Here is an 18,965-nt window from a genome sequence, read left to right on the forward strand (position 1 = left end):
CGTTAGGATAAGGATCACAAAGAAAATGATGATTCCATAGCCAATCCATTTTATTCTTTTGGGCGTTCCTTTTACATTCATATCCGTTAGTTTTCCTTCAATACGCTTTTGATGTTCAGTAACATCATTGTATTCATTGTTAGGTGAAGTGATATTACCCTTCCTTTCTATTTAATCGTTTTCTTTCTTCTAAAAGCTCTTCGTATCTTTTTTCAAGACGCTGCTTGTCTTTTCCTTCTGGCGTGATAGAAAGCTCGCTAATCACTTTTGTTAATTCTAGTTGAAGCGCAAGTTTCTCCGCTTCATTTTGCTGCTGTGACGCTTTTTTGCTTTTACCCGTGTCTTCAATCGCCGCGAGATCCGCTTTGGACTGTTTTAACGTCAAAACATGCGTCGCAAGCTTTTTAACAAAATAGCGGTCGTGCGTCACAAATAAAATCGTCCCTGGATAAGCTTTTAACACTTCTTGAAGCGCTTCTTTTGTATGAAGATCAAGATAGTTGGTCGGTTCATCTAAAAGAAGAACGTTATAGTTTCCTAAAAAGACTTTTGCTAATGCCGTTTTGACTCGTTCTCCTCCGCTTAGCATCTCTACTTTTTTATACACGTCTTCACGTTTAAAAAGTAAGCGCGATAGCACCGTACGAATAAACTGTTCAGTGTACGGGCTGTCTTCTTTAATGTTTTCTAAAATGGTTTTAGCGGGATCTAGATTTTCAAGGCGCTGATGGAAAAAGCCGAGTTTTACAGGCTTCGCAACCGTAATTCCTTCTGTTCGCTGCTCAATCATATTCAGCAGCGTAGATTTTCCGGCGCCGTTTTTGCCGACAATCGCTACTTTCGCTCCTGGCTTCACACCGCCTTTTAGATTTTGAAACAACATATGATTACCAGCTGATGCTGATACTTTGTCAAAGCTCAGTACCTGCTTGCTGTGCACTTGGTGAAACTGCGATAGGTCAAAATGAATTTCTTCCATTTCTTTTGGCTTTTCTTTTTTCTCCAGCTTTTCAATTCTTGTTTCAATCGCTTTTGCGCTTCTATCTAGCTTCGCTTTTTGTTTTCCGACCGCTCGCTTATGAAGTCTCGCTTCAGAATTGCCCATGCGGCTCGGCGCTTTTTTAAGCGACTTTGATTTTTGGCTTTTTTCTTCAGACGCCAGTTCAAGCCGCTGCTTTTCTTGTACATACTGTTCGTATTCAAACTGCTGTCTTTCAACCGCGTGTTTTTTTTGCGTCACATATTCTTGATAATTGCCTTCATAACAGTTAATTTTGCCGTCTTCTACTTCCCATATGGACGTACAAAGGCGATTTAATAATTCTCGGTCATGTGAAATCAGCAGCAGACTGCCTGTAAAAGACTTCATTTCTTCTTCAAATTTCTCTACGCCTTTTACATCTAAGTGGCTCGTTGGCTCGTCGGCTGCAAGCAGTTCCGCGCCGGATGAAAGAGCAGATGCAATTTTCTTTCTTGTTTCTTCTCCTCCGCTAAGAAAGTCCGCTTCAGTTGGCACACTCCACTGACTTTTCATCTCAGGAGAAACGGCAGATGTAGGTTGAACATCAAGCTGCGGAATCAGTGAGGAACGGCCATATGTTTGCACAATCCCTTGATCTGGACTCATTTTCTTCATTAAAATATGAAGCAACGTCGATTTGCCTTCTCCGTTTTTCCCAACAATTCCAATTCGCTCTCCGCGATGTACTTGAAGCTTCTCCGCTTGAAACAGCAGGCGATCTCCATAGCTTTTTTCAATATTTATAGCTTCTAACAATAACATAAAAAAACCTCCCTAGGATTTCTAGAGAGGATTAGAGGTCATAATTAGGCATACGCAAATATGCACCCTTTTATAGAGTAAAAAAAGGGAGAAATCACTTCATATAAGACATATAGAAATGGCACCTAAAAATGTACAGACTAATCCCATCTAGACAAATGTTCATTTAAAATAAAGTTTTAAAAGAATGTCTAAAAAAATAGGATTACTTATCCATTGTCTACGGTACCTTTCCTTTCTTAGTATAAAATGACTTGCTTCTTACAGTGTATGATGAAGTTTTTTAAATGTCAATATAGATTTGGATGATATTCCCTTCTTTTCCTAAGTACAAAAGATCCTCAGCTGATCTCAGCCGAGGATTCTTTTCTTACACGTATTGGTTCACTTTCCCTGTAAAGTCAGGCAGCCACTCGCCGTGGGCTTCAATTAAATCATCGCACATACGAATGATGTCATCCATGGATAATTCCGCATTTGTATGAGGATCTAGCATCGCTGCTTGATAGATGTGCTCTCTTTTTCTAGTGACAGCTGCTTCAATAGTTAATAATTGCGTATTAATATTCGTGCGATTTAACGCCGCAAGCTGCTCTGGTAAATCTCCTACATAAGTCGGCATAATACCGCTTCGGTCTACAACACATGGCACTTCTACACACGCTTTTGTCGGCAGGTTACTAATTAAGCCTCCGGTATTTAATACGTTACCCGCAAATTTAAACGGCACGTTTGTCTCCATTGCTTCAATAATTCCAGAGCCGTACTCATGTGAACGTGTATGAGTTAACTGACTGTTGTTAACCATTTCTTCTCTCATGGATTCCCAATTGCTGATTTGCTCTTCGCATCGGCGCGGATATTCATCAAGAGGGATGTTAAACTGATCAACAAGATTTGGATATTTATGTTTAATAAAGTATGGATGATACTCTGCGTTATGCTCAGACGATTCGGTAATATAATAACCGAACTTATCCATTAGCTCAAAACGCACCATATCGTGATGCTTTGTTCTTTGCTTTTCTTTTGCCAGACGCTTAATTTCTGGATATAAATCTTGTCCATCTCTTTTTACTTCTAGCAGCCATGCCATATGGTTAATGCCTGCGATTTTCTCTTGTATTCCTTCATGATCCATTCCGAGAGAATCAAATAAATCTTTTGTACATACTTGAACACTGTGACAAAGGCCTACCGTCTTTACATTTGTATAGCGCAGCATTGCACCCGTTAGTGTTGCCATTGGATTGGTGTAATTTAAAAACAGCGCATCCGGACATACTTCTTCAATATCTTTTGCAAAATCAAACAGCACTGGAATCGTGCGCAGTGATCTGAAGATTCCTCCAATTCCTACTGTATCTCCAATCGTCTGACGCAAGCCGTATTTTTTAGGAATTTCAAAATCAATGACGGTGCTTGGTTTGTATCCGCCTACTTGAATGGCGTTAATCACATACTTTGCTCCTGTTAAAGCTTCTCTGCGGTTCAAATAGGCTTTAACCGTAATATTCACTTTGTAGTTTTCTTTTAGATTGTTTAGCATATTTTCCGAATCTCTTAAACGCTCAGCATCTATATCGTAAAGTGCAAACTCAAAGCCAGCTAAAGCAGGCACAAACATGCAGTCTCCTAAAATATTTTTTGCAAAAACTGTACTTCCCGCTCCGATAAATGTGATTTTAGACATCGTCATCTTCCTTCCTCGTATTGGTTTTATCCTTTTACAGATCCTGATGAAAGCCCTGCAATAAAGTATTTTTGTAGCACTAAAAATAAAATGGTCATTGGAAGCATCGCAATGATTGCAGCTGCTCCTACTAAGCTAAGATTATTTTGATTTTCGGCAAAAAAGCTCGCTAACGTAACGGTTAATGTATGCATTTCCTTATCTTGAAGGAAGAAAATTGCAAACTGATAGTCGTTCCAAATATAGACGCTTGCAATAATTAAAATAGACGCAGTGACAGGCTTTAGCAGCGGAAATACGATTTTAAAGAAAATCGTTAACGTGCCGGCCCCGTCAATTCTTGCTGCTTCCTCGAGCTCTTTAGAAATAGTGGAGCGAATGAAGCTCGCATATAAAAAGATCGTTAGCGGCAAAAATGCTGCGACATTATTTAAAATAGCAATTTGATACGTGTTCATCATCCCCATATTCACAACCATTTTGTACAGCGGAACTAGCGCTGTTAAAGGCGGTATTACCATCACGGCGATAAAGATAAAATAGACGTACTTATTTAGTTTCGTTTGGCGTCGCGCTAAAGGATACGCAGCCATTGATCCTAAAAAAATAAGCAGAATCGCCGAAACGAACGTAATGATAAATGTATTAACAAAAGAATTTCCTAAGTTCGCTTGCTCCCAAGCCGCTGTGAAATTTTCAAGGTGTATGCTTTTTGGAAATACCCATTTTGAACTAAAATCCCCGGTTGCCTTTAAAGAAGTCGTAACTAGAATATAAAAAGGGACAATATGAACGAGCGTTATACAAAGCGCTAGAAAGGTAAAAAACCGTTTTTTCCGTTTATTTGTATAGTCCATCACGCTTCTGTCTCCTTTCGCTTAAAGTACACAAGTGCTGATAAGCTAATAACTAAGATAATGAGCGCCATGCACACACCTTGAGTTGCAGCATAGCCAGCGTCCTGTCTTCTAAAATATAAATCATACATAAAAGTAGACATTGACTGCGATGCATCTCCAGGTCCTCCTCCTGTCAGCGCAACAATGACGTCAAACAGTTTTAAACCTCCGATAATATTTAAAACGACGTTAATTGTAATCGAAGGCATGAGCAGTGGAAGCGTGATGTTTTTAAACTGCTGAAGAGCCGATGCGCCGTCAAGCTGCGCCGCTTCGTAATAATCTTTTGAAATACTTTGCAGCCCCGCTAAATAAATAATCATCGCAATTCCAACGAATTGATACGTATTGACGAACACAATAATCCAAGAGTTAAGCTCCGGAGTCCCCAAAGCATTAATCTTCTCAAAGCCTAAAAATACAAGAAGGTCATTTAAAGCGCCTCCTTGGTAGGCAAAAAAGAAGTACCAGATATACCCCATAATAATTGGGCTGATAATAACCGGAAGGTAGACAATTGTTCTTGTTACAGCTTTCATTTTAATGCTTTGATTGAGAAGCAAAGCATATAACAAGCCAATAATGTTTTGGAAAATTGTACTGCCTATTCCGTAGAGCAGCGTATTTTTTATCACAAGCCAAGTCGTTGGGTCTGCAAGCAAACGTTTATACTGCTGGAGCCCAATCCAATCGTATGTTTGTGAAAATCCATTCCAATTAGTAAAGGAAAGTCTAATTCCGTTAATAAAAGGATAGATAATAAAAACGGTGATAATTACTAAGCCGGGAAGGTACATCCACCATAAAGAAGACTCTGTTTTTAATTTTTTCTTTCGTTTTTCCGTATCTCTTACTACAGAAACCGACTCTTTCCTGACTATTTCATTCATCGTGTTCACTCCTATTTCAGCTTGTGTTGAAAAGAAGCAGAAGACTATCTCCCTGCTTCTTAGCGAACAAGGAACTTTTGCACACTATTTTATTGTTTACTGAGACGCTTGTACTCTTTTTCCATCTCTTTTGATAATTGCTTTGGCGTTAAACTTCCCGCTAGCAATTCTTGACCTGTAGAAGACATCACTGCCCACATACCGCTCGGTAAATACTTTCGGTCGAAGTATGGCTCAACTTTAATATCGCTATACTTATCGTAGTATTCAGAGTAGTAGTTTTGGGTTTTATTGTTTGTCAGAGCCGATGCTGAAGACGTTCCTTCGGCAATCTTTTTGGCAACTTCCGGCTGTGACACAAATTCAATAAATTTTTTCGCTTCTTTAAGGTGCTTAGAACCCTTCCACGCAGCAAGGGTAAAGCGCTCTCCGCCAATCCAGCTTTGCGTGCCCCCTTTATGAATAGCAGGCACCGGTACCGTTCCTACTTTTACTTCAGGATTTAATTCTGTTGCATCCGGTCCAAGAGATCCGCCCACAAATGTAAAAGCAATTTTATTTTGAGCCATTAATTCCGTTGCTTGAGATACTTTTGCGGTTAATACATCTTCATTCAGCAGCCCTTTTTTCTTCATTTCTGCCATTGTTTCCGCTAGAGGCGTGTAGTTTGACCAATTAAATGTTCCTTTTTCTAACTGCTTAGCATAGTTCTTATTTTTTGCTGTAATAAGCTGAGGTGTAGCCAGCTGATCAAACACTTGAGCAATATTGCCATTTTCCCCTCCTGGGATCCATAGAGGCGCTACTTCTCCTTTGCTTTTCTTTTTTACTGTTTCTAACGCTGTTATAAATTCATCCATTGTGTTAGGAGGCTTTATTCCGTATTTTTCTAACAGCGTCGCATTATAGCTAATTCCGTCTTTTGCTTGATTTAAAGGATACGCATACACTTTGCCGCTTTTATCTTTTAAAATTTGATTTAGCGCCGGATCCAAATGCTGAACCCAATCCATATCTTTTAAATCTGCTACATACTCCCCGTAGCGAAGCTGAGACCAGCCGTGCGTATCAAATAAATCCGGCATATCATTTGCACCCATTTTCACACGAAGCATATCTTCATAGCCGTTACCCGGAAAATTTGCATCAATTTTAATATCTGGATTTTGCTTTTCAAATTCTGCAATCGCGTTTTGAAGCGCTTTTCTCTCACCTTTATTACTCATCGTAGAAAAAAGCGTTAACGTTGTTTTCCCATTTCCGCCTGTTGACGCTTCTTTATTTCCGCAGCCCGCTGCCACAACAGAAAAGACTAGTAATAGAACAAAAAGATACGTAAGCTTTTTCATTTATCTTCTTTCCTCCTTATACTCTATTAAGTTATAAATAACTGAATATTCAGTTATTTAATCATAGACAAATTCATTGCACAACGAAATAAAGTCACTTATAATTTAGTCCTATACTTTTACAAAGGTTCAAAGAGTCCTAGAGATGAAAAAGCTTTTTCATTTACATACTTATCTGCCAATAAGTATGTAGTTTCTAGGGCTTTTTAACCTGCCTTTTTTATGATTTTTTCTATTTTTCTTCCCCCTTATCACTCTTTATGTATGAATTCTGCTTTTTTATCACCCCCTTTCGATTTATAGCTTTTAGGTTACTGCTTCTTGAGTAAAGCTCCGCAGCTTTCACGATAAATTAATTTAGTCGGCACCATGACTTTTAAAGGAATAGACCTGCCGCTTAGCCGATCCACTAGCATTTTAACAGCCTGCCTTCCCATTTCTTCGGTATATACTTTAACCGTGGTGAGCGGCGTGCTCGCAAATGCTGCGACATCCACATCATCAAAGCTTACAATCGCTACGTCTTCAGGAACCTTTATATTTGATTGCTGCAGGGCACGCATCGCTCCTATCGCCATTGCATCACTTGCGATAAAAAATGCCTCAGGAAGATTTCCTTGCTTAATCGCTTGTCCCATCAGCTCATATCCTTCATTCATTGAATATTCGCCGACATAAACTTTCTCAGAATCGAACAGGCCTTTTTCATGCATAACGCGTTCAAAAACCGTTTGACGCTGATCTTCAATAATAGAACTTCCATTGATATAATGTTCTCTTTCTGTCCCTCCGATATAGCCAATTCTTTTATAACCGAGGTCAAATAAATGATTTAATGCATGTTTAGTAGCTTTCTCAAAATCAATCATGACCGAATCGTACAAATCCTCATCCGCTTTGTGATTGATAAAAACAATAGTATCTAAATGATTGCTCACTTCTTGAACCGTTTCTGGACTAACTCTTCCCACTACAATTACTCCATCAAGATCCTGCAGCAGCTCTTCTTGCTTCATGCCTTTTAGTCTAAATGACTTTACTGTAAAAATTTCTTTTTCTGCGCATTCACTCTCTATTCCATGGCGAATAGAAGAGAAAAAAGGGTCTACTAACTCTTCTTCAAGGGATTGAGCAAAAATGATACCTATCCTTGGAGCTTCTATGTCTTTTCCGTTTGCCGTTCCTTTTCGTATCTTCACGGGCGTATATTGCAGCTCCTTGGCTGCATGAAGAATGCGCTCACGAGTAACCTCAGATACAGAAAGCGTATGATCATTATTTAGTACTCTGGATACGGTTGAACTGGAAACATTAGCGTACGCCGCTATATCTTTTAAAGTTGCCATCTTTTTACCTCTCTATTATAATCTTCTATTTTTACTAAATATTTATCTCTTATATTGGAAGAATAGCACATTAATAAAACGCTTTCAATAAAAAATTTTAAAATTTCAGTAAATTTATTAAAATATTCTCCAAAATTCTTCATTTCTTTTGCTAGTTCCGCCGTTAAAATGACAAAATCACTGCTATTACTACTTTATTTTTATCACACTGCACTAAAACTTAAGTAAACTTTTAGTAAATATTAATTTTCGTAAGAATTTGTTCATATTTGATATAAAACGGTTTGTTGGGGAAAATAAAAGGAGAAATACTGATAAGGAAAGAGAGAGCATATGATTAGCCAATATTCTTATTTTCAACAATGTCTGCCCGTCCTTCAACAATTACATAATATGAATTTCACGAAAGAACAGCTGTTGCAAAAAGACGTTTTAATCGGTCAAGAACATGAACTAAGCATGTACTACTCACCCCATAACGATTACATAAATCCAGAAGCTCATATTATTATTGCCGGCATCACACCGGGCTGGTTTCAAATGAAAACTGCTTTTAAACAATGCGTTTCCAGCCTGTCCCATCATCATCCGCTTGAACAAGTACTGTACGAAACAAAAAAAGCCGCGAGCTTTAGCGGAACGATGAGAGTAAATTTAATAGACATGTTAAATCGATGCGGCGTTCAAAAAGCGATCGGTATGGACAGTGCCGCTGAGTTATTTGCTTCACAGCGAGATATGCTGCATACCACGTCCGTATTAAAGTATCCTGTGTTTTACAAAGGAAAAAACTATACGGGTCATCAGCCGCCAATTGAACGATCAGCGCTTCTTTCACACTATGCTTTTGAAGTGTTTCCACAGGAATTGAACGAAATAAAGAATCCATGTTTAATCATTCCGCTAGGAAAAGCAGTTGAAAATGTTTTAAGAAAACTTTCGCGTGAACCTTCGTTTTCTCGGCATACGTATTTATTTGGCTTTCCTCATCCATCCGGAGCAAACGGACATCGAAAACGGATATTTGAAGAATACCTAAGTGAATTTACGGAAATTGTGGAGGGGTGGGCTGTAAAAAAAAAGAGCTGAAACTAGTTTCAGCTCTTTTTTTGCTATAATTATGTAAAAATATACCTACACGGAGGTCCGCTTTTATGTTAACAAATTTAGAAGAATATAATAACCCTCTTTTATACGACGATGAAAATGAGCAGTATACAGAAGACGTTGCTTTTTTACTAACAGAAGCAGCTAAGGAAAGCGGAATAATCCTTGACTTAGCTTGTGGTACAGGGCGCGCAACTATTCCATTAGCAAAAGCGGGACATTCATTGATTGGAGTAGATATTCATCCATCCATGCTGCAAGAAGCACAAAAGAAAGCAGAGGCTTTGAAGCTATCTGTTAATTGGGTAGAACAAGACTGTACCAAACTCGACTTAAAAATAAAAAGCGACTTTATTTATATCGTAGGAAATTCATTTCAGCATTTTCTAACAAATGAGGAGCAGCACGCCTTTTTACACCACGTTTATATGCATTTGAACGATGGTGGAACCTTTATTGTTGGAATACGTTTTCCTTCTATAGAAGAGCTAACGTCAACAGCCGCCGAAGAGTATTGGAAAAGCTATCAAGATTCCGACACCCGATATACAACAGACGTCTACATAAGCAGCCACTATGATGCCATCAAACAAATTCAGCATAATCTCACAACTAGAAAGATAAGAGATCACGAAACAATCATAAAAGAAATAACATCGAAAATAGATTTACGCTATACGTTCCCGCAAGAAATGGAACATCTTTTAGCACGTATCGGATTTATGATTACGAACGTCTACGGAGATTGGAAAAAGAGCGCTTTGACCAACCAAAGCACTCAAATGATTTACGTTTGTAAAAAACAAAGAGTCAATTCCACTCCTTAACACGGTTTATAGCCTGTTTATTTCTAGTATTACAAAGAAGGATACACATATCACCTTAGCTTTTTCTTCTTTTGACATCTCCTTCTTTTTCTTCTATTTCTCGTTCATTTTGCGCTTCGTGAAACTCTTCTTCTGTTTGTGCAGCAAGATAATCAAACGGCGTATAGTAATTACGGGGAAGCTTTCGATGCCACACCGTTTTAATCATAATAATCATCAACGGAATACTCACCATTAAAACAGCGGCTAAAACTAGTAGCGAAAAAATCATAAATTATTTCCTCCTGCTTTATGAACCCTACCTCTTAAAATAACAAAGCGGATATCCTACACCCATTCACTTATATTCAATCTACATTTACTGTCATCAGTATACGAGATTCATGAGTAACAAAACCGTTCTTTTCAAAGAAACGTTCTGGTTTGCCTTGGCCTCTTTCAGTAGACACATAGACTTCTTTCACTTCTTTTTGTATAAGTAACTCGTTAAGGAAAGATAAAAGACTCGTTCCTATGCCAGTTTGCTGAGTCTTGCTTAACACACAAATTTCATTTACATAAAACGTCTTATAGTTCGCCCACTGTTCTTCATTTCCTACTATAAATCCTATGAGTTTATTATTTTCACTATGAAAGAAACCTATCCCTATGTAACCTGGAGTTTTACTGATATCGTATAAACGAGCATAAGCAGTGTTTATACTCCAAGGCCGGGTGCTAAAAACGTTTGTATAGATGATTGCTGCTTCTTTAAGATCTTCATCAGTCAATAGACGAACTTCGGTTTTCATCGTGTTTCTCCTTTTCACATCAGCATTCTTGAAACTCATTAATAACGTTTAATACCTCTTTTAAATTCTCTATTACATACGAATCTTTGAAACTTCCGTCAAAGAAAACGTCTTTTTTCCATACAGCATGCATGCCCGCGCCTCTTGCGCCAAGCACATCATTTTCTGGATGATCCCCGATGTATACACTTTCTTCAGCCGACACATCAAGCGCTTTTAATGCTCGCAAAAAGATATCTTTATGCGGTTTTTTAATGCCTTCTTGTTCGGAAACAAGTATGGTATCAAAATAGTGGTCAATTCCAAGCGCCTTAATATTCATCCACTGAAAGTCCGTAAAACCATTTGTGATCATGCCTAGTAACAACCCTTTTTTCTTTAGCTCTTTTAGTACATCCTCCATATGTAAAAACGGAACGCAGTGAGCTGGAAAATAGTGAAGGTAATCATCTAGCATCTCTTCCCACGTCAGATTCGAAAGATCATATTCGTTCAAAAGCTGCTGATATACTTTGTCTTTCCATACGTAGCCTTTTTGATCCAGCTCAATAAATCTAGATATGTATTTCTGCTTCGGTATGTGTGCTAGCTCTTTACTATAACGCTCATACTGATCTTGAATAAAATGTTTTAACGAACTGTCTCGGTCTAATAGTGTCCCATCTAAATCAAAAATAACGGCTTTAATCATAATTTGCCTCCTCTATATATAAATCATTCCAGCGATTGGTTAATTATAACATTTATAGCTAGACAGCTAACTGGGTTTGATTCTTTCCTATAAAAAAGGAGACCCCTGGTTCGGACTCCTTTTTCTTAAAACCTTTATTTCTTTGTACTTGAATTAATAGATGTATCTATAAAATCATTCACATATTTGCTCATTTCTCTGTACTTCGTCCAGTGTAAATAGTGATGCCCTTGTAAAACAACTAGCTTTTGCGACGATACGTGACTTAATTGATTTTGGTAAAACGTAATATTTGATTTTCCTTCTTTTGCTTCTTTATCTATTTTTCTAGTAAAAATCATTACGGGCATTTTTGAAGGAAACGACATATCGAGAGTTTTATTTATATTGTTGTTCAGCTCTTTTGCTTCATCAATGACGTTTTTGTTGTAGCCTTTCCAGCTGGAGATTGCTTTTGTCATTTTTAAATTTTTTGCTGTATACGTTCCTTCTTCGGCTAGCGGTAGATACTGATTAGGACTAGTAAGCAGGGCTAAGCGCGCAAGTCCACTTGGCGCTAAAACACTCATCAAACTTGGTATATTCGGCGTTTCTTCTTTAAAATAATCCAGCGCTTTTGGTAACGTAGGGTCTATTCCAATAATTGCTTTTACTTCATCTGGATATTTATTAGCGTAATACATGCTGTACACGCCAGAAACTGAATGCGGCATTAATATATACGGACCCTTTATATTCGATTTTTGCAAAGCTTCTCTCATTTCGCTTACACTATTTTCTACCGTACGTTTTTTATTCGTAGTGTCACTCCATCCGTATCCAAATGGTTCTACTACCACAACTTTATTATCCTTCGACAGTTCATTTACTAAAGGTTCAAAATCCAGTGCAGGCGCAGTCGTTCCTAGGCCGGTTAGTAGTACAATCGTATTTTCCCCTTTACCTTTTGTATATACATGAATATCTCTGCCATTAACCTCTACTAATTGACCAATAGGCGGGTACTTTTTCTTTTCCACTGCCGTCATTACTTGATTCGTTACACTCCATATGATGCATATCCCCAATATAGCTACTATCACGCTTCGTAGAATCCTCAAGAACCTAAACTTTTTTTGCACGTTTACTTCTCCTTTCCGTAAGTAGCAATTAACAAGCAGATGCCAACCCTAGTGACTCTTTGTGACTGCTTACTTACTATGACGCTTCAGAAAACATTTAGTTCTATTTCCTATATAAAATTTAAAAGAATGATAGCAGCTTACTTCAGCACTAAACGAAAAAAAGGCCTCTTCTTATGGAAGAGACCTTTTACTATTTATTAAAAAGCGAACAATAAAAACTGTATCTCCTTCACTTGATGCCTAAGCGTATAACTGACGCTACATTTTTAGCCGTTCTTTCAATATTTTCATCAGCTTTTTCTAGCGCTTCCTGAAGAGACACTGCCCCGGGCACGACGCTGAATAAAGCAGAAATACCATGTTCATACACAGCTTCACTTCCCGCTCCAATGCTCCCTGCTATCGCTATCACCGGAACGCTATGCTTTTTTGCTGTTTTGGCTACGCCAATGGGTGTTTTTCCGTAAATGGTTTGTCCATCTATTTTTCCTTCACCGGTAATGACAAGATCGGCATTTTTAATATAGCTTTCTAGCTGAGTTGCTTTAATGACGATGTCTACACCTGGCTTTAACTCCGCAGATAAAAATGCCAGCAGGCCGCCTCCTAGTCCTCCTGCCGCTCCGGCACCAGGAATACTTTGAATATGAATACCCATTTCTTTTCCAACAATCGCTGCGTAATGAGCTAAATTACGGTCAAGCTGTTTAACCATATCAGGAGTCGCACCTTTTTGAGGACCAAACACAGCGGATGCTCCGGTTTCACCCGTTAACGGATTGTCTACGTCGCACGCCACTTCTACTTTGACTTCAGCAAGCCGAGAATCCAAGTTTGTCAGATCGATAGAGGCTAACTGAGCTAAACTGCCTCCTCCTTCTTTTATTTCTGCTCCGTTAGCATCAAGAAGCTTTGCCCCTAAAGCTTTTGCCATACCGGTTCCTCCATCATTTGTAGCACTTCCTCCAATGCCAATGATGATATGCTTTACTTTGTGATCTAACGCTTTAAGAATGAGCTCGCCGGTTCCTCGCGTTGTTGTGATAAGCGGGTTTCGTTTATCGACAGGGACATGATGAAGACCTGAAGCGGCTGCCATTTCAATAACAGCCGTGTTGCCGTCTCCAAGAATTCCGTAAAAAGCTTCAACCTCTTTACCTAAAGGTCCGGTTACTCGCGCTTGTATAATATCTCCACCCGTTGCGTCTACAAGCGACTGAACAGTTCCTTCTCCTCCATCTGCCATAGGTACTTTACTAATCTCCGCGTCTGGAAAATGAGATTTTATTCCTTTTTCAACCGCTTCACAAACATGCAGAGCCGTTAAGCTTTCTTTAAATGAATCCGGTGCAATCACAATTTTCATAGAAACACTCCTTTTTGTTTTTACCCGTATAGCTTTAATACACCAAATATAAGCGTGGATACAATTGCCATAATGAGTCCAATCAGCGATTCATAAGGGATTAATTTTAAACGTTCTTTTATTTTCATATTTACACTTCCGCCCGTTGCGTGGAAAAAGCTTCCGTGCGGAAGGTGATCAAGTACGGTCGCTCCGGCATGAACCATAGCAGCTCCGGCTAAAGCAGAAACGCCTAGCTCTAAAATCGTCGATCCAAAAATTTGGCTTGCGACTGCTGTTCCTGCCGTTGTCGAAGCCGTTGCGGCTGACATAAAAATACCTGAAACCGGTGCTAAAACATAAGCAGGCAACCCAATGGTAGACAAGCCTTGAATGATCACGTCTTTTAGCTGAGAGTTAGCAATGATTCCTGCTAATGTCCCCGTTCCAAGCAGCATAATGGCTACACCTGACATTTTCCCTAACCCTGAAATAGCGTATGTATTAAGCTGTTTTCCTTTTTTCATCACAATGGCACCAACAATCCCTCCTGCAGGAAGAGCAACCATCGGATCAACATTAATATCAAAAAGCGGACGCAGTGCCAGCAGGACGATGGTAACGATTGGCGCTATGATGGCTGTTAAAAACAGCGGCAAGCTGCTTGCATCCACTGTATCTATTTCTTCAGCTTGAACCATTGTTCCTTTTTTCACTAATCGTTTGGCTACTACATAAGTAGCTGCTACGCCGAATATAGCGGGAATAATCCCTGCGGCCATTACGGATGTAAGCGGAATATTAAATGCATCTGAAGCAGCAATGGCGTTAGGATTAGGAGACATTAAATTCCCTGCCTTTCCTCCTCCGATCATTGCTAGTAAAATAGCAGGCTTTGACATACCCGTACGTTTCGCAATAGCTAAAGCAATAGGCGCCACTGTGATCACAGCCACATCAACAAACACGCCTACTGTCGTAAGAATAAGTGTGGCTAGCGCTAGAGCTAAAAGTGCTTTTGTTTCCCCGAGTTTTTTTACAATGGTTTCTGCTATAACCGCTGCAGCACCTGATTCTATTAATACCCCGGCCAATACCCCAGCTGCAAGAATCCGCAGCACTGCGGGAATGATGCCTTGCGCTCCTTCAATCATTAAAGTAACGGTATCAGCAATATTAACTCCGCCAATCAGTCCTCCTATTAAAGCTCCGGCTATCATTCCGTATGCAGGAGCCACTTTCTTTAAAATTAATATAATGGCAATTACTAATGCACAAATCGCGCCTAATGCGCTTACTTGAACGTCCATAAAGCATCCCCTTTCTTGTTTCTTCTATCCCCAATTCTAATTGTAAGCGCTACCTTTGATTCTTTCATTAGTCACTTCAACAAAAAGAGACCTTGCTATCACAAGATCTTTTATGCACGTGCACAATTATGAAATTTTAGATAGCAGCATTGCTACATATAGTTCAAGAAGGTCTTTTACTTTCCTTGGATCTTTTCCCGTGATATCTTGAATTTTGTCTAAACGGTAGCTTAGCGTATTTCGATGGATAAAAAGCTTTTTAGCTGCCGTGCTTCCTTCGCCATTTTCTTCTATATAGATTGTTAACGTTTCGATAAGTTCTTTTTTCTTATCATATTCCTTAAGCTTTTCATAGTATTGCAACAGATCATGATTTTCTTGAAAACCGGCACGTTGACGTAACAGTACGGGAATTTGATAATCCGAATAGCAGTAGAAATCAGCTTCTTGATGAAGCTTTGAACCAACCGAAAGCGTATCTTTTGCCTGCTGATACGATACATGAAGGCCTTTAAAGTCAGCTTGAACAGATCCTGCAGATAACTTACACACCATACCAGACGCACGAAGCTGTTTTTCCAGCTGTTCAGCATAGCTGCTAGCGCTGCCGGCTTCTATAGATTTTAATATGACTACTCCGTCTGGAAGCATAGCGTATAGATCATTATTAGCTATGTATTTCTTTACAACCTTCATAACTTTATGGCGATTTTCAGCTGTAACAATCACTGCCATTCTTGGAAGGTATAAGTTAATATCAAATCGATTTGCTCGTTCAAAAAATAAGGAATCCAGCGGCTTTTCGTGTTGAAGAAGCTGATGAACCAGCTCTTCTTTTAACCGTTCATCCCACTGAATTTCCTCTATTAAAATCATTTCTTGAAAAATCATTTCAGCCGCCATGCGCACGAGCTTTCCATAATTACGAATCTGTTCTGGCAGTCCTGTTAATCCCACGACTCCAACAATTTCTCCGTTAAAGAAAATAGGCAAATTCACGCCCGGTTTGGCTCCGCGCAGCGAGTCAGCCTGCTGCTGAGTAATTTCGTAAGAACTGCCGCTTTTTAATACCATTAGCGCTCCTTCGTGAATTTGGTCCATTCGCTTTTTGTCACCAGAACCAATAATGACTCCTTTTTCGTTCATCACGTTAATGTTGCAATCAATAATCTCCATTGTTCTACCGACAATTTTCTGAGCTAATTCTTTTGTTACATATCTCAAGCCTGCTCCTCTCTTTCTTTACATTCCCATCTTTTTAGTTTCTTTATCAAAGTAGAATGATCGATACCTAATTCTTTCGCTGCCTGCCGGAGTGATGAACAATGTTGAATAGTTTCTTTAACGAGTCGCTGTTCAAACTGCTCCACTTTCTTTTTTAGAGGTAAATAATCACATTTTTCATCTTCATGATAAGTATGAAAAGGTAAATGATGGGCTTCAATTGTTTCTCCAGGAACAGACACAATCATATTCTCCACCATATTTCGAAGCTCTCTTACATTTCCTGGCCATTGGTAAGCTTTTAATACTTGCTTCGCTTTATTTGATATGCGCTTTTGGACGTAATACAAGCTGCAAAAGTAGGAAACATAATGATCAACCAGTAAACTGATATCCTCTTTACGTTGAGATAGAGGCGGAAGGCTGATTTCGACTACCTTTAAACGGTAGTATAAATCTTCACGAAACCTCCCCTTTTTAATAAGCTCTCCTAGATGTTGATTTGTTGCCGAAATGATTCGTATATCGATACTTTTTGTTTTAGTTCCTCCAATTTTCTGTACCTGCTTTTCCTGTAACACTCGAAGCAGTTTCACTTGCAAGGAAATCGGCATTTCACCAATTTCATCAAGCATCAAGGTTCCGCCATCAGCGAGTTCTAACAGTCCTATTTTCCCTTCTGTTCGAGCGCCAGTAAAAGCTCCCTTTTCATAGCCGAACAACTCCGATTCTAGCAACGGCTCAGGAATGGCTCCGCAGTTCACTTTAATAAATGGCTGATTGTTTCTATCGCTTGAATCGTGAATAAGGTTAGCGACTACTTCTTTTCCGGATCCTGAGGGACCTGATAGAAGAATACTTGTAGGAAACGGAGCTACTTGTTTGGCTTGCTGATAAACCAAGTTCATCCTATTGCTTTGAAACACTAGGGGCTGTTCCGACCCATTCACGTTTACAGCGTATTTATTTGCATTCATATGCGAAAACTCTTGTACCTTTAAAAGCTCTTTTTTAACTGCGTTTAACTGTGTAATATCCTGTACAGTGGTCACAACGAGCTCTATTTCACCTTGTTTGTTAAACACTGGATTTCCTGTTACCATAACGTCTCTTTCGCTTGAAATGGTTTGCATAATAGAGCGCTGCTGTTTTTCTACTAACACAAGTAGGGAAACAGATTGATCAATATATCCTTCATCGATAACGGTTTGCATATGCTTTCCTAATACGTCTCGTTTATTTGTTCCTGTGATTTTTTCATAAGCTTCATTTACATATATCGTTATTCCCTTTTTATTTACTACATATATTCCGTCCGTAGAGAATTCAATGATGGCCTGTAACGTTTCGTTCGTCAAATCTTTTTTCCCTTTAAAAGAAGTCATTGTTTTGCATTCCTTTCTTATGGTGAATTCCCGCCAACATATGGTGAAACTTTTCACCACTAACCATTCAATGCACAATAGCCTTTTTCCTTCTAAAAGCGGTGAATTTTTTCAGCACTTGGTTATAAGAACCAAGGAAAACTGCGCTAATATTTACTTTTCAAATACTGGCATAAAAATTGCAGTCTAGTATGTTGAAAGAATAGGAAAGAGTCTATCCATTTTAAAAAGGATTATTCTCTCCAGCATATAGGGTAAATGTAGTATAAAGTCATTTTGAAAACGCAAACAAAAATTCAACTACGTTTAGGAGGCTATTATATGTGTAATATTATCAAACCTAACCCAAAGCTTTATGTGATGGACAACGGCTCGATGCAAATGGATAAAAACTGGATGCTTGCAATGCATAACCCAGCAACTGTTAAGAACCCTCATGCACCTACGGAATTTGTAGAGTTTCCAATTTATACTGTATTAATTGATCATCCTGAAGGGAAAATTCTGTTTGATACAGCCTGCAACCCTGAATCAATGGGACCACAAGGGCGTTGGACTGAAGCAACTCAACAAATGTTTCCTTACTCCGCTACAGAAGAATGTTATTTACCAAATCGATTAGAACAATTAGGGGTTGACCCTAAAGAAATTAAATTTGTTGTTGCCTCCCACCTTCATCTTGATCATGCCGGCTGCTTAGAATTGTTCACTAACGCCACTGTTATCGTTCATGAAGATGAGTTAAACGGCACTCTTCAGTCTTATGCACGCAATCAAAAAGAAGGTGCTTACATTTGGGCTGACATTGACGCCTGGATAAAAAATGACCTTCGTTGGAAAACGATTAAACGAAACGAAGATACCATCAAACTGGCAGAAGGAATTAATGTCTTGAATTTTGGAAGCGGACATGCTTGGGGTATGCTTGGTCTTCATGTTCATTTGCCTGAAACAGGTGGCATTATCTTAGCATCCGATACAATCTATACAGCTGAGAGCTATGGTCCTCCTGTTAAACCACCCGGTATTATCTACGACTCTCTTGGATATGCAAACACGGTTGAACGTATACGCCGTCTAGCCTATGAAACTAATTCGCAAGTTTGGTTTGGTCACGATGCAAATCAATTTCAGCAGTTCCGCAAATCTACTGAAGGTTATTACGAATGAAATCAAGCAGCTGCTTAATATAAAAAAATTT

Annotated in this window: 17 protein-coding genes; 3 read left to right on the forward strand and 14 right to left on the reverse strand. The window is 39.0% G+C overall.

The window, feature by feature from the left end; translation table 11 throughout:
- Positions 1-154: 154 nt before the first annotated feature.
- The 6 genes from abc-f to MKX72_RS14030 all read right to left on the reverse strand — a co-directional run bounded on the left by abc-f (position 155) and on the right by MKX72_RS14030 (position 7,960).
- A complete protein-coding gene (gene abc-f, locus MKX72_RS14005; protein WP_098627492.1) occupies positions 155-1,783 on the reverse strand; it encodes a ribosomal protection-like ABC-F family protein in 1,629 nt (542 codons plus the stop codon).
- A gap of 370 nt (positions 1,784-2,153) precedes the next feature.
- The gene (locus tag MKX72_RS14010; RefSeq protein WP_155008016.1) at positions 2,154-3,476 is read right to left on the reverse strand and encodes an alpha-glucosidase/alpha-galactosidase; all 1,323 of its coding nucleotides are present in this window, start codon (positions 3,474-3,476) and stop codon (positions 2,154-2,156) included.
- Positions 3,477-3,502: 26 nt separating this feature from the next.
- A complete protein-coding gene (locus MKX72_RS14015) occupies positions 3,503-4,333 on the reverse strand; it encodes a carbohydrate ABC transporter permease (RefSeq protein WP_028412981.1) in 831 nt (276 codons plus the stop codon).
- A complete protein-coding gene (locus MKX72_RS14020) occupies positions 4,333-5,265 on the reverse strand; it encodes a carbohydrate ABC transporter permease (RefSeq protein WP_033579310.1) in 933 nt (310 codons plus the stop codon). Before MKX72_RS14020 ends, MKX72_RS14015 begins: the two co-directional genes overlap by 1 nt.
- Positions 5,266-5,354: 89 nt before the next feature.
- Positions 5,355-6,614, reverse strand: a complete 1,260-nt coding sequence (locus tag MKX72_RS14025) for an ABC transporter substrate-binding protein (RefSeq protein WP_155008015.1) — start codon at positions 6,612-6,614, stop codon at positions 5,355-5,357.
- Between the two features lie 311 nt (positions 6,615-6,925).
- On the reverse strand, positions 6,926-7,960 hold the full coding sequence (locus tag MKX72_RS14030) for a LacI family DNA-binding transcriptional regulator (protein ID WP_154992434.1): 1,035 nt from the start codon (positions 7,958-7,960) through the stop codon (positions 6,926-6,928).
- A gap of 333 nt (positions 7,961-8,293) precedes the next feature.
- Here MKX72_RS14030 and MKX72_RS14035 point away from each other — a divergent pair, with 333 nt between their 5' ends.
- On the forward strand, positions 8,294-9,049 hold the full coding sequence (locus MKX72_RS14035; protein WP_155008014.1) for a hypothetical protein: 756 nt from the start codon (positions 8,294-8,296) through the stop codon (positions 9,047-9,049).
- Between the two features lie 65 nt (positions 9,050-9,114).
- Positions 9,115-9,894 (forward strand): class I SAM-dependent methyltransferase, encoded by a 780-nt coding sequence (locus tag MKX72_RS14040; RefSeq protein WP_155008013.1) that lies wholly within the window; start codon positions 9,115-9,117, stop codon positions 9,892-9,894.
- Positions 9,895-9,949: 55 nt separating this feature from the next.
- On the opposite strand, the gene MKX72_RS14045 is transcribed toward MKX72_RS14040, so the two are convergent.
- The 8 genes from MKX72_RS14045 to MKX72_RS14080 all read right to left on the reverse strand — a co-directional run bounded on the left by MKX72_RS14045 (position 9,950) and on the right by MKX72_RS14080 (position 17,764).
- Entirely contained in the window at positions 9,950-10,165 is a 216-nt protein-coding gene (locus MKX72_RS14045) for a DUF3951 domain-containing protein (protein WP_049165070.1), read from the reverse strand.
- Between the two features lie 76 nt (positions 10,166-10,241).
- Positions 10,242-10,685: a GNAT family N-acetyltransferase gene (locus MKX72_RS14050; RefSeq protein WP_155008012.1), complete on the reverse strand. Its 444-nt coding sequence runs from the start codon at positions 10,683-10,685 to the stop codon at positions 10,242-10,244.
- 19 nt (positions 10,686-10,704) lie between these two features.
- Positions 10,705-11,376 carry an HAD family hydrolase gene (locus MKX72_RS14055; RefSeq protein ID WP_049165076.1) on the reverse strand — a complete coding sequence of 224 codons (672 nt, stop codon included), beginning with the start codon at positions 11,374-11,376 and terminating at the stop codon, positions 10,705-10,707.
- Positions 11,377-11,510: 134 nt separating this feature from the next.
- Positions 11,511-12,404 (reverse strand): alpha/beta fold hydrolase, encoded by an 894-nt coding sequence (locus tag MKX72_RS14060; RefSeq protein WP_155008246.1) that lies wholly within the window; start codon positions 12,402-12,404, stop codon positions 11,511-11,513.
- A 325-nt stretch (positions 12,405-12,729) separates the two neighbouring features.
- Positions 12,730-13,866, reverse strand: a complete 1,137-nt coding sequence (locus MKX72_RS14065; RefSeq protein ID WP_155008011.1) for a glycerate kinase — start codon at positions 13,864-13,866, stop codon at positions 12,730-12,732.
- 20 nt (positions 13,867-13,886) lie between these two features.
- Complete coding sequence (locus MKX72_RS14070; protein WP_155008010.1) at positions 13,887-15,155, reverse strand: GntP family permease; 1,269 nt, start codon at positions 15,153-15,155, stop codon at positions 13,887-13,889.
- A 126-nt stretch (positions 15,156-15,281) separates the two neighbouring features.
- On the reverse strand, positions 15,282-16,379 hold the full coding sequence (locus MKX72_RS14075; protein WP_155008009.1) for a sugar diacid recognition domain-containing protein: 1,098 nt from the start codon (positions 16,377-16,379) through the stop codon (positions 15,282-15,284).
- A complete protein-coding gene (locus tag MKX72_RS14080; RefSeq protein ID WP_155008008.1) occupies positions 16,376-17,764 on the reverse strand; it encodes a sigma-54 interaction domain-containing protein in 1,389 nt (462 codons plus the stop codon). Before MKX72_RS14080 ends, MKX72_RS14075 begins: the two co-directional genes overlap by 4 nt.
- 321 nt (positions 17,765-18,085) lie before the next feature.
- Here MKX72_RS14080 and ahlS point away from each other — a divergent pair, with 321 nt between their 5' ends.
- Positions 18,086-18,934, forward strand: coding sequence for an AhlS family quorum-quenching N-acyl homoserine lactonase (ahlS, locus tag MKX72_RS14085; protein ID WP_034268775.1), 849 nt, complete (start codon positions 18,086-18,088; stop codon positions 18,932-18,934).
- Positions 18,935-18,965: the final 31 nt, after the last annotated feature.

The organism is Priestia sp. FSL R5-0597 (assembly GCF_038006305.1).
In the GTDB taxonomy this organism is placed as follows: domain Bacteria; phylum Bacillota; class Bacilli; order Bacillales; family Bacillaceae_H; genus Priestia; species Priestia zanthoxyli.

What these genes read in the sequence shown, in the direction of transcription:
- MKX72_RS14070 (WP_155008010.1), bottom strand. Translation starts at nt 15,155, where the DNA reads ATGGACGTTCAAGTAAGCGCATTAGGCGCGATTTGTGCATTAGTAATT.
- MKX72_RS14055 (WP_049165076.1), bottom strand. Translation starts at nt 11,376, where the DNA reads ATGATTAAAGCCGTTATTTTTGATTTAGATGGGACACTATTAGACCGA.
- MKX72_RS14030 (WP_154992434.1), bottom strand. Translation starts at nt 7,960, where the DNA reads ATGGCAACTTTAAAAGATATAGCGGCGTACGCTAATGTTTCCAGTTCA.
- MKX72_RS14065 (WP_155008011.1), bottom strand. Translation starts at nt 13,866, where the DNA reads ATGAAAATTGTGATTGCACCGGATTCATTTAAAGAAAGCTTAACGGCT.
- MKX72_RS14010 (WP_155008016.1), bottom strand. Translation starts at nt 3,476, where the DNA reads ATGTCTAAAATCACATTTATCGGAGCGGGAAGTACAGTTTTTGCAAAA.
- MKX72_RS14040 (WP_155008013.1), top strand. Translation starts at nt 9,115, where the DNA reads ATGTTAACAAATTTAGAAGAATATAATAACCCTCTTTTATACGACGAT.
- MKX72_RS14050 (WP_155008012.1), bottom strand. Translation starts at nt 10,685, where the DNA reads ATGAAAACCGAAGTTCGTCTATTGACTGATGAAGATCTTAAAGAAGCA.
- abc-f (WP_098627492.1), bottom strand. Translation starts at nt 1,783, where the DNA reads ATGTTATTGTTAGAAGCTATAAATATTGAAAAAAGCTATGGAGATCGC.
- MKX72_RS14060 (WP_155008246.1), bottom strand. Translation starts at nt 12,404, where the DNA reads ATGACGGCAGTGGAAAAGAAAAAGTACCCGCCTATTGGTCAATTAGTA.
- MKX72_RS14080 (WP_155008008.1), bottom strand. Translation starts at nt 17,764, where the DNA reads ATGACTTCTTTTAAAGGGAAAAAAGATTTGACGAACGAAACGTTACAG.
- MKX72_RS14025 (WP_155008015.1), bottom strand. Translation starts at nt 6,614, where the DNA reads ATGAAAAAGCTTACGTATCTTTTTGTTCTATTACTAGTCTTTTCTGTT.
- ahlS (WP_034268775.1), top strand. Translation starts at nt 18,086, where the DNA reads ATGTGTAATATTATCAAACCTAACCCAAAGCTTTATGTGATGGACAAC.
- MKX72_RS14020 (WP_033579310.1), bottom strand. Translation starts at nt 5,265, where the DNA reads ATGAATGAAATAGTCAGGAAAGAGTCGGTTTCTGTAGTAAGAGATACG.
- MKX72_RS14045 (WP_049165070.1), bottom strand. Translation starts at nt 10,165, where the DNA reads ATGATTTTTTCGCTACTAGTTTTAGCCGCTGTTTTAATGGTGAGTATT.
- MKX72_RS14015 (WP_028412981.1), bottom strand. Translation starts at nt 4,333, where the DNA reads ATGGACTATACAAATAAACGGAAAAAACGGTTTTTTACCTTTCTAGCG.
- MKX72_RS14035 (WP_155008014.1), top strand. Translation starts at nt 8,294, where the DNA reads ATGATTAGCCAATATTCTTATTTTCAACAATGTCTGCCCGTCCTTCAA.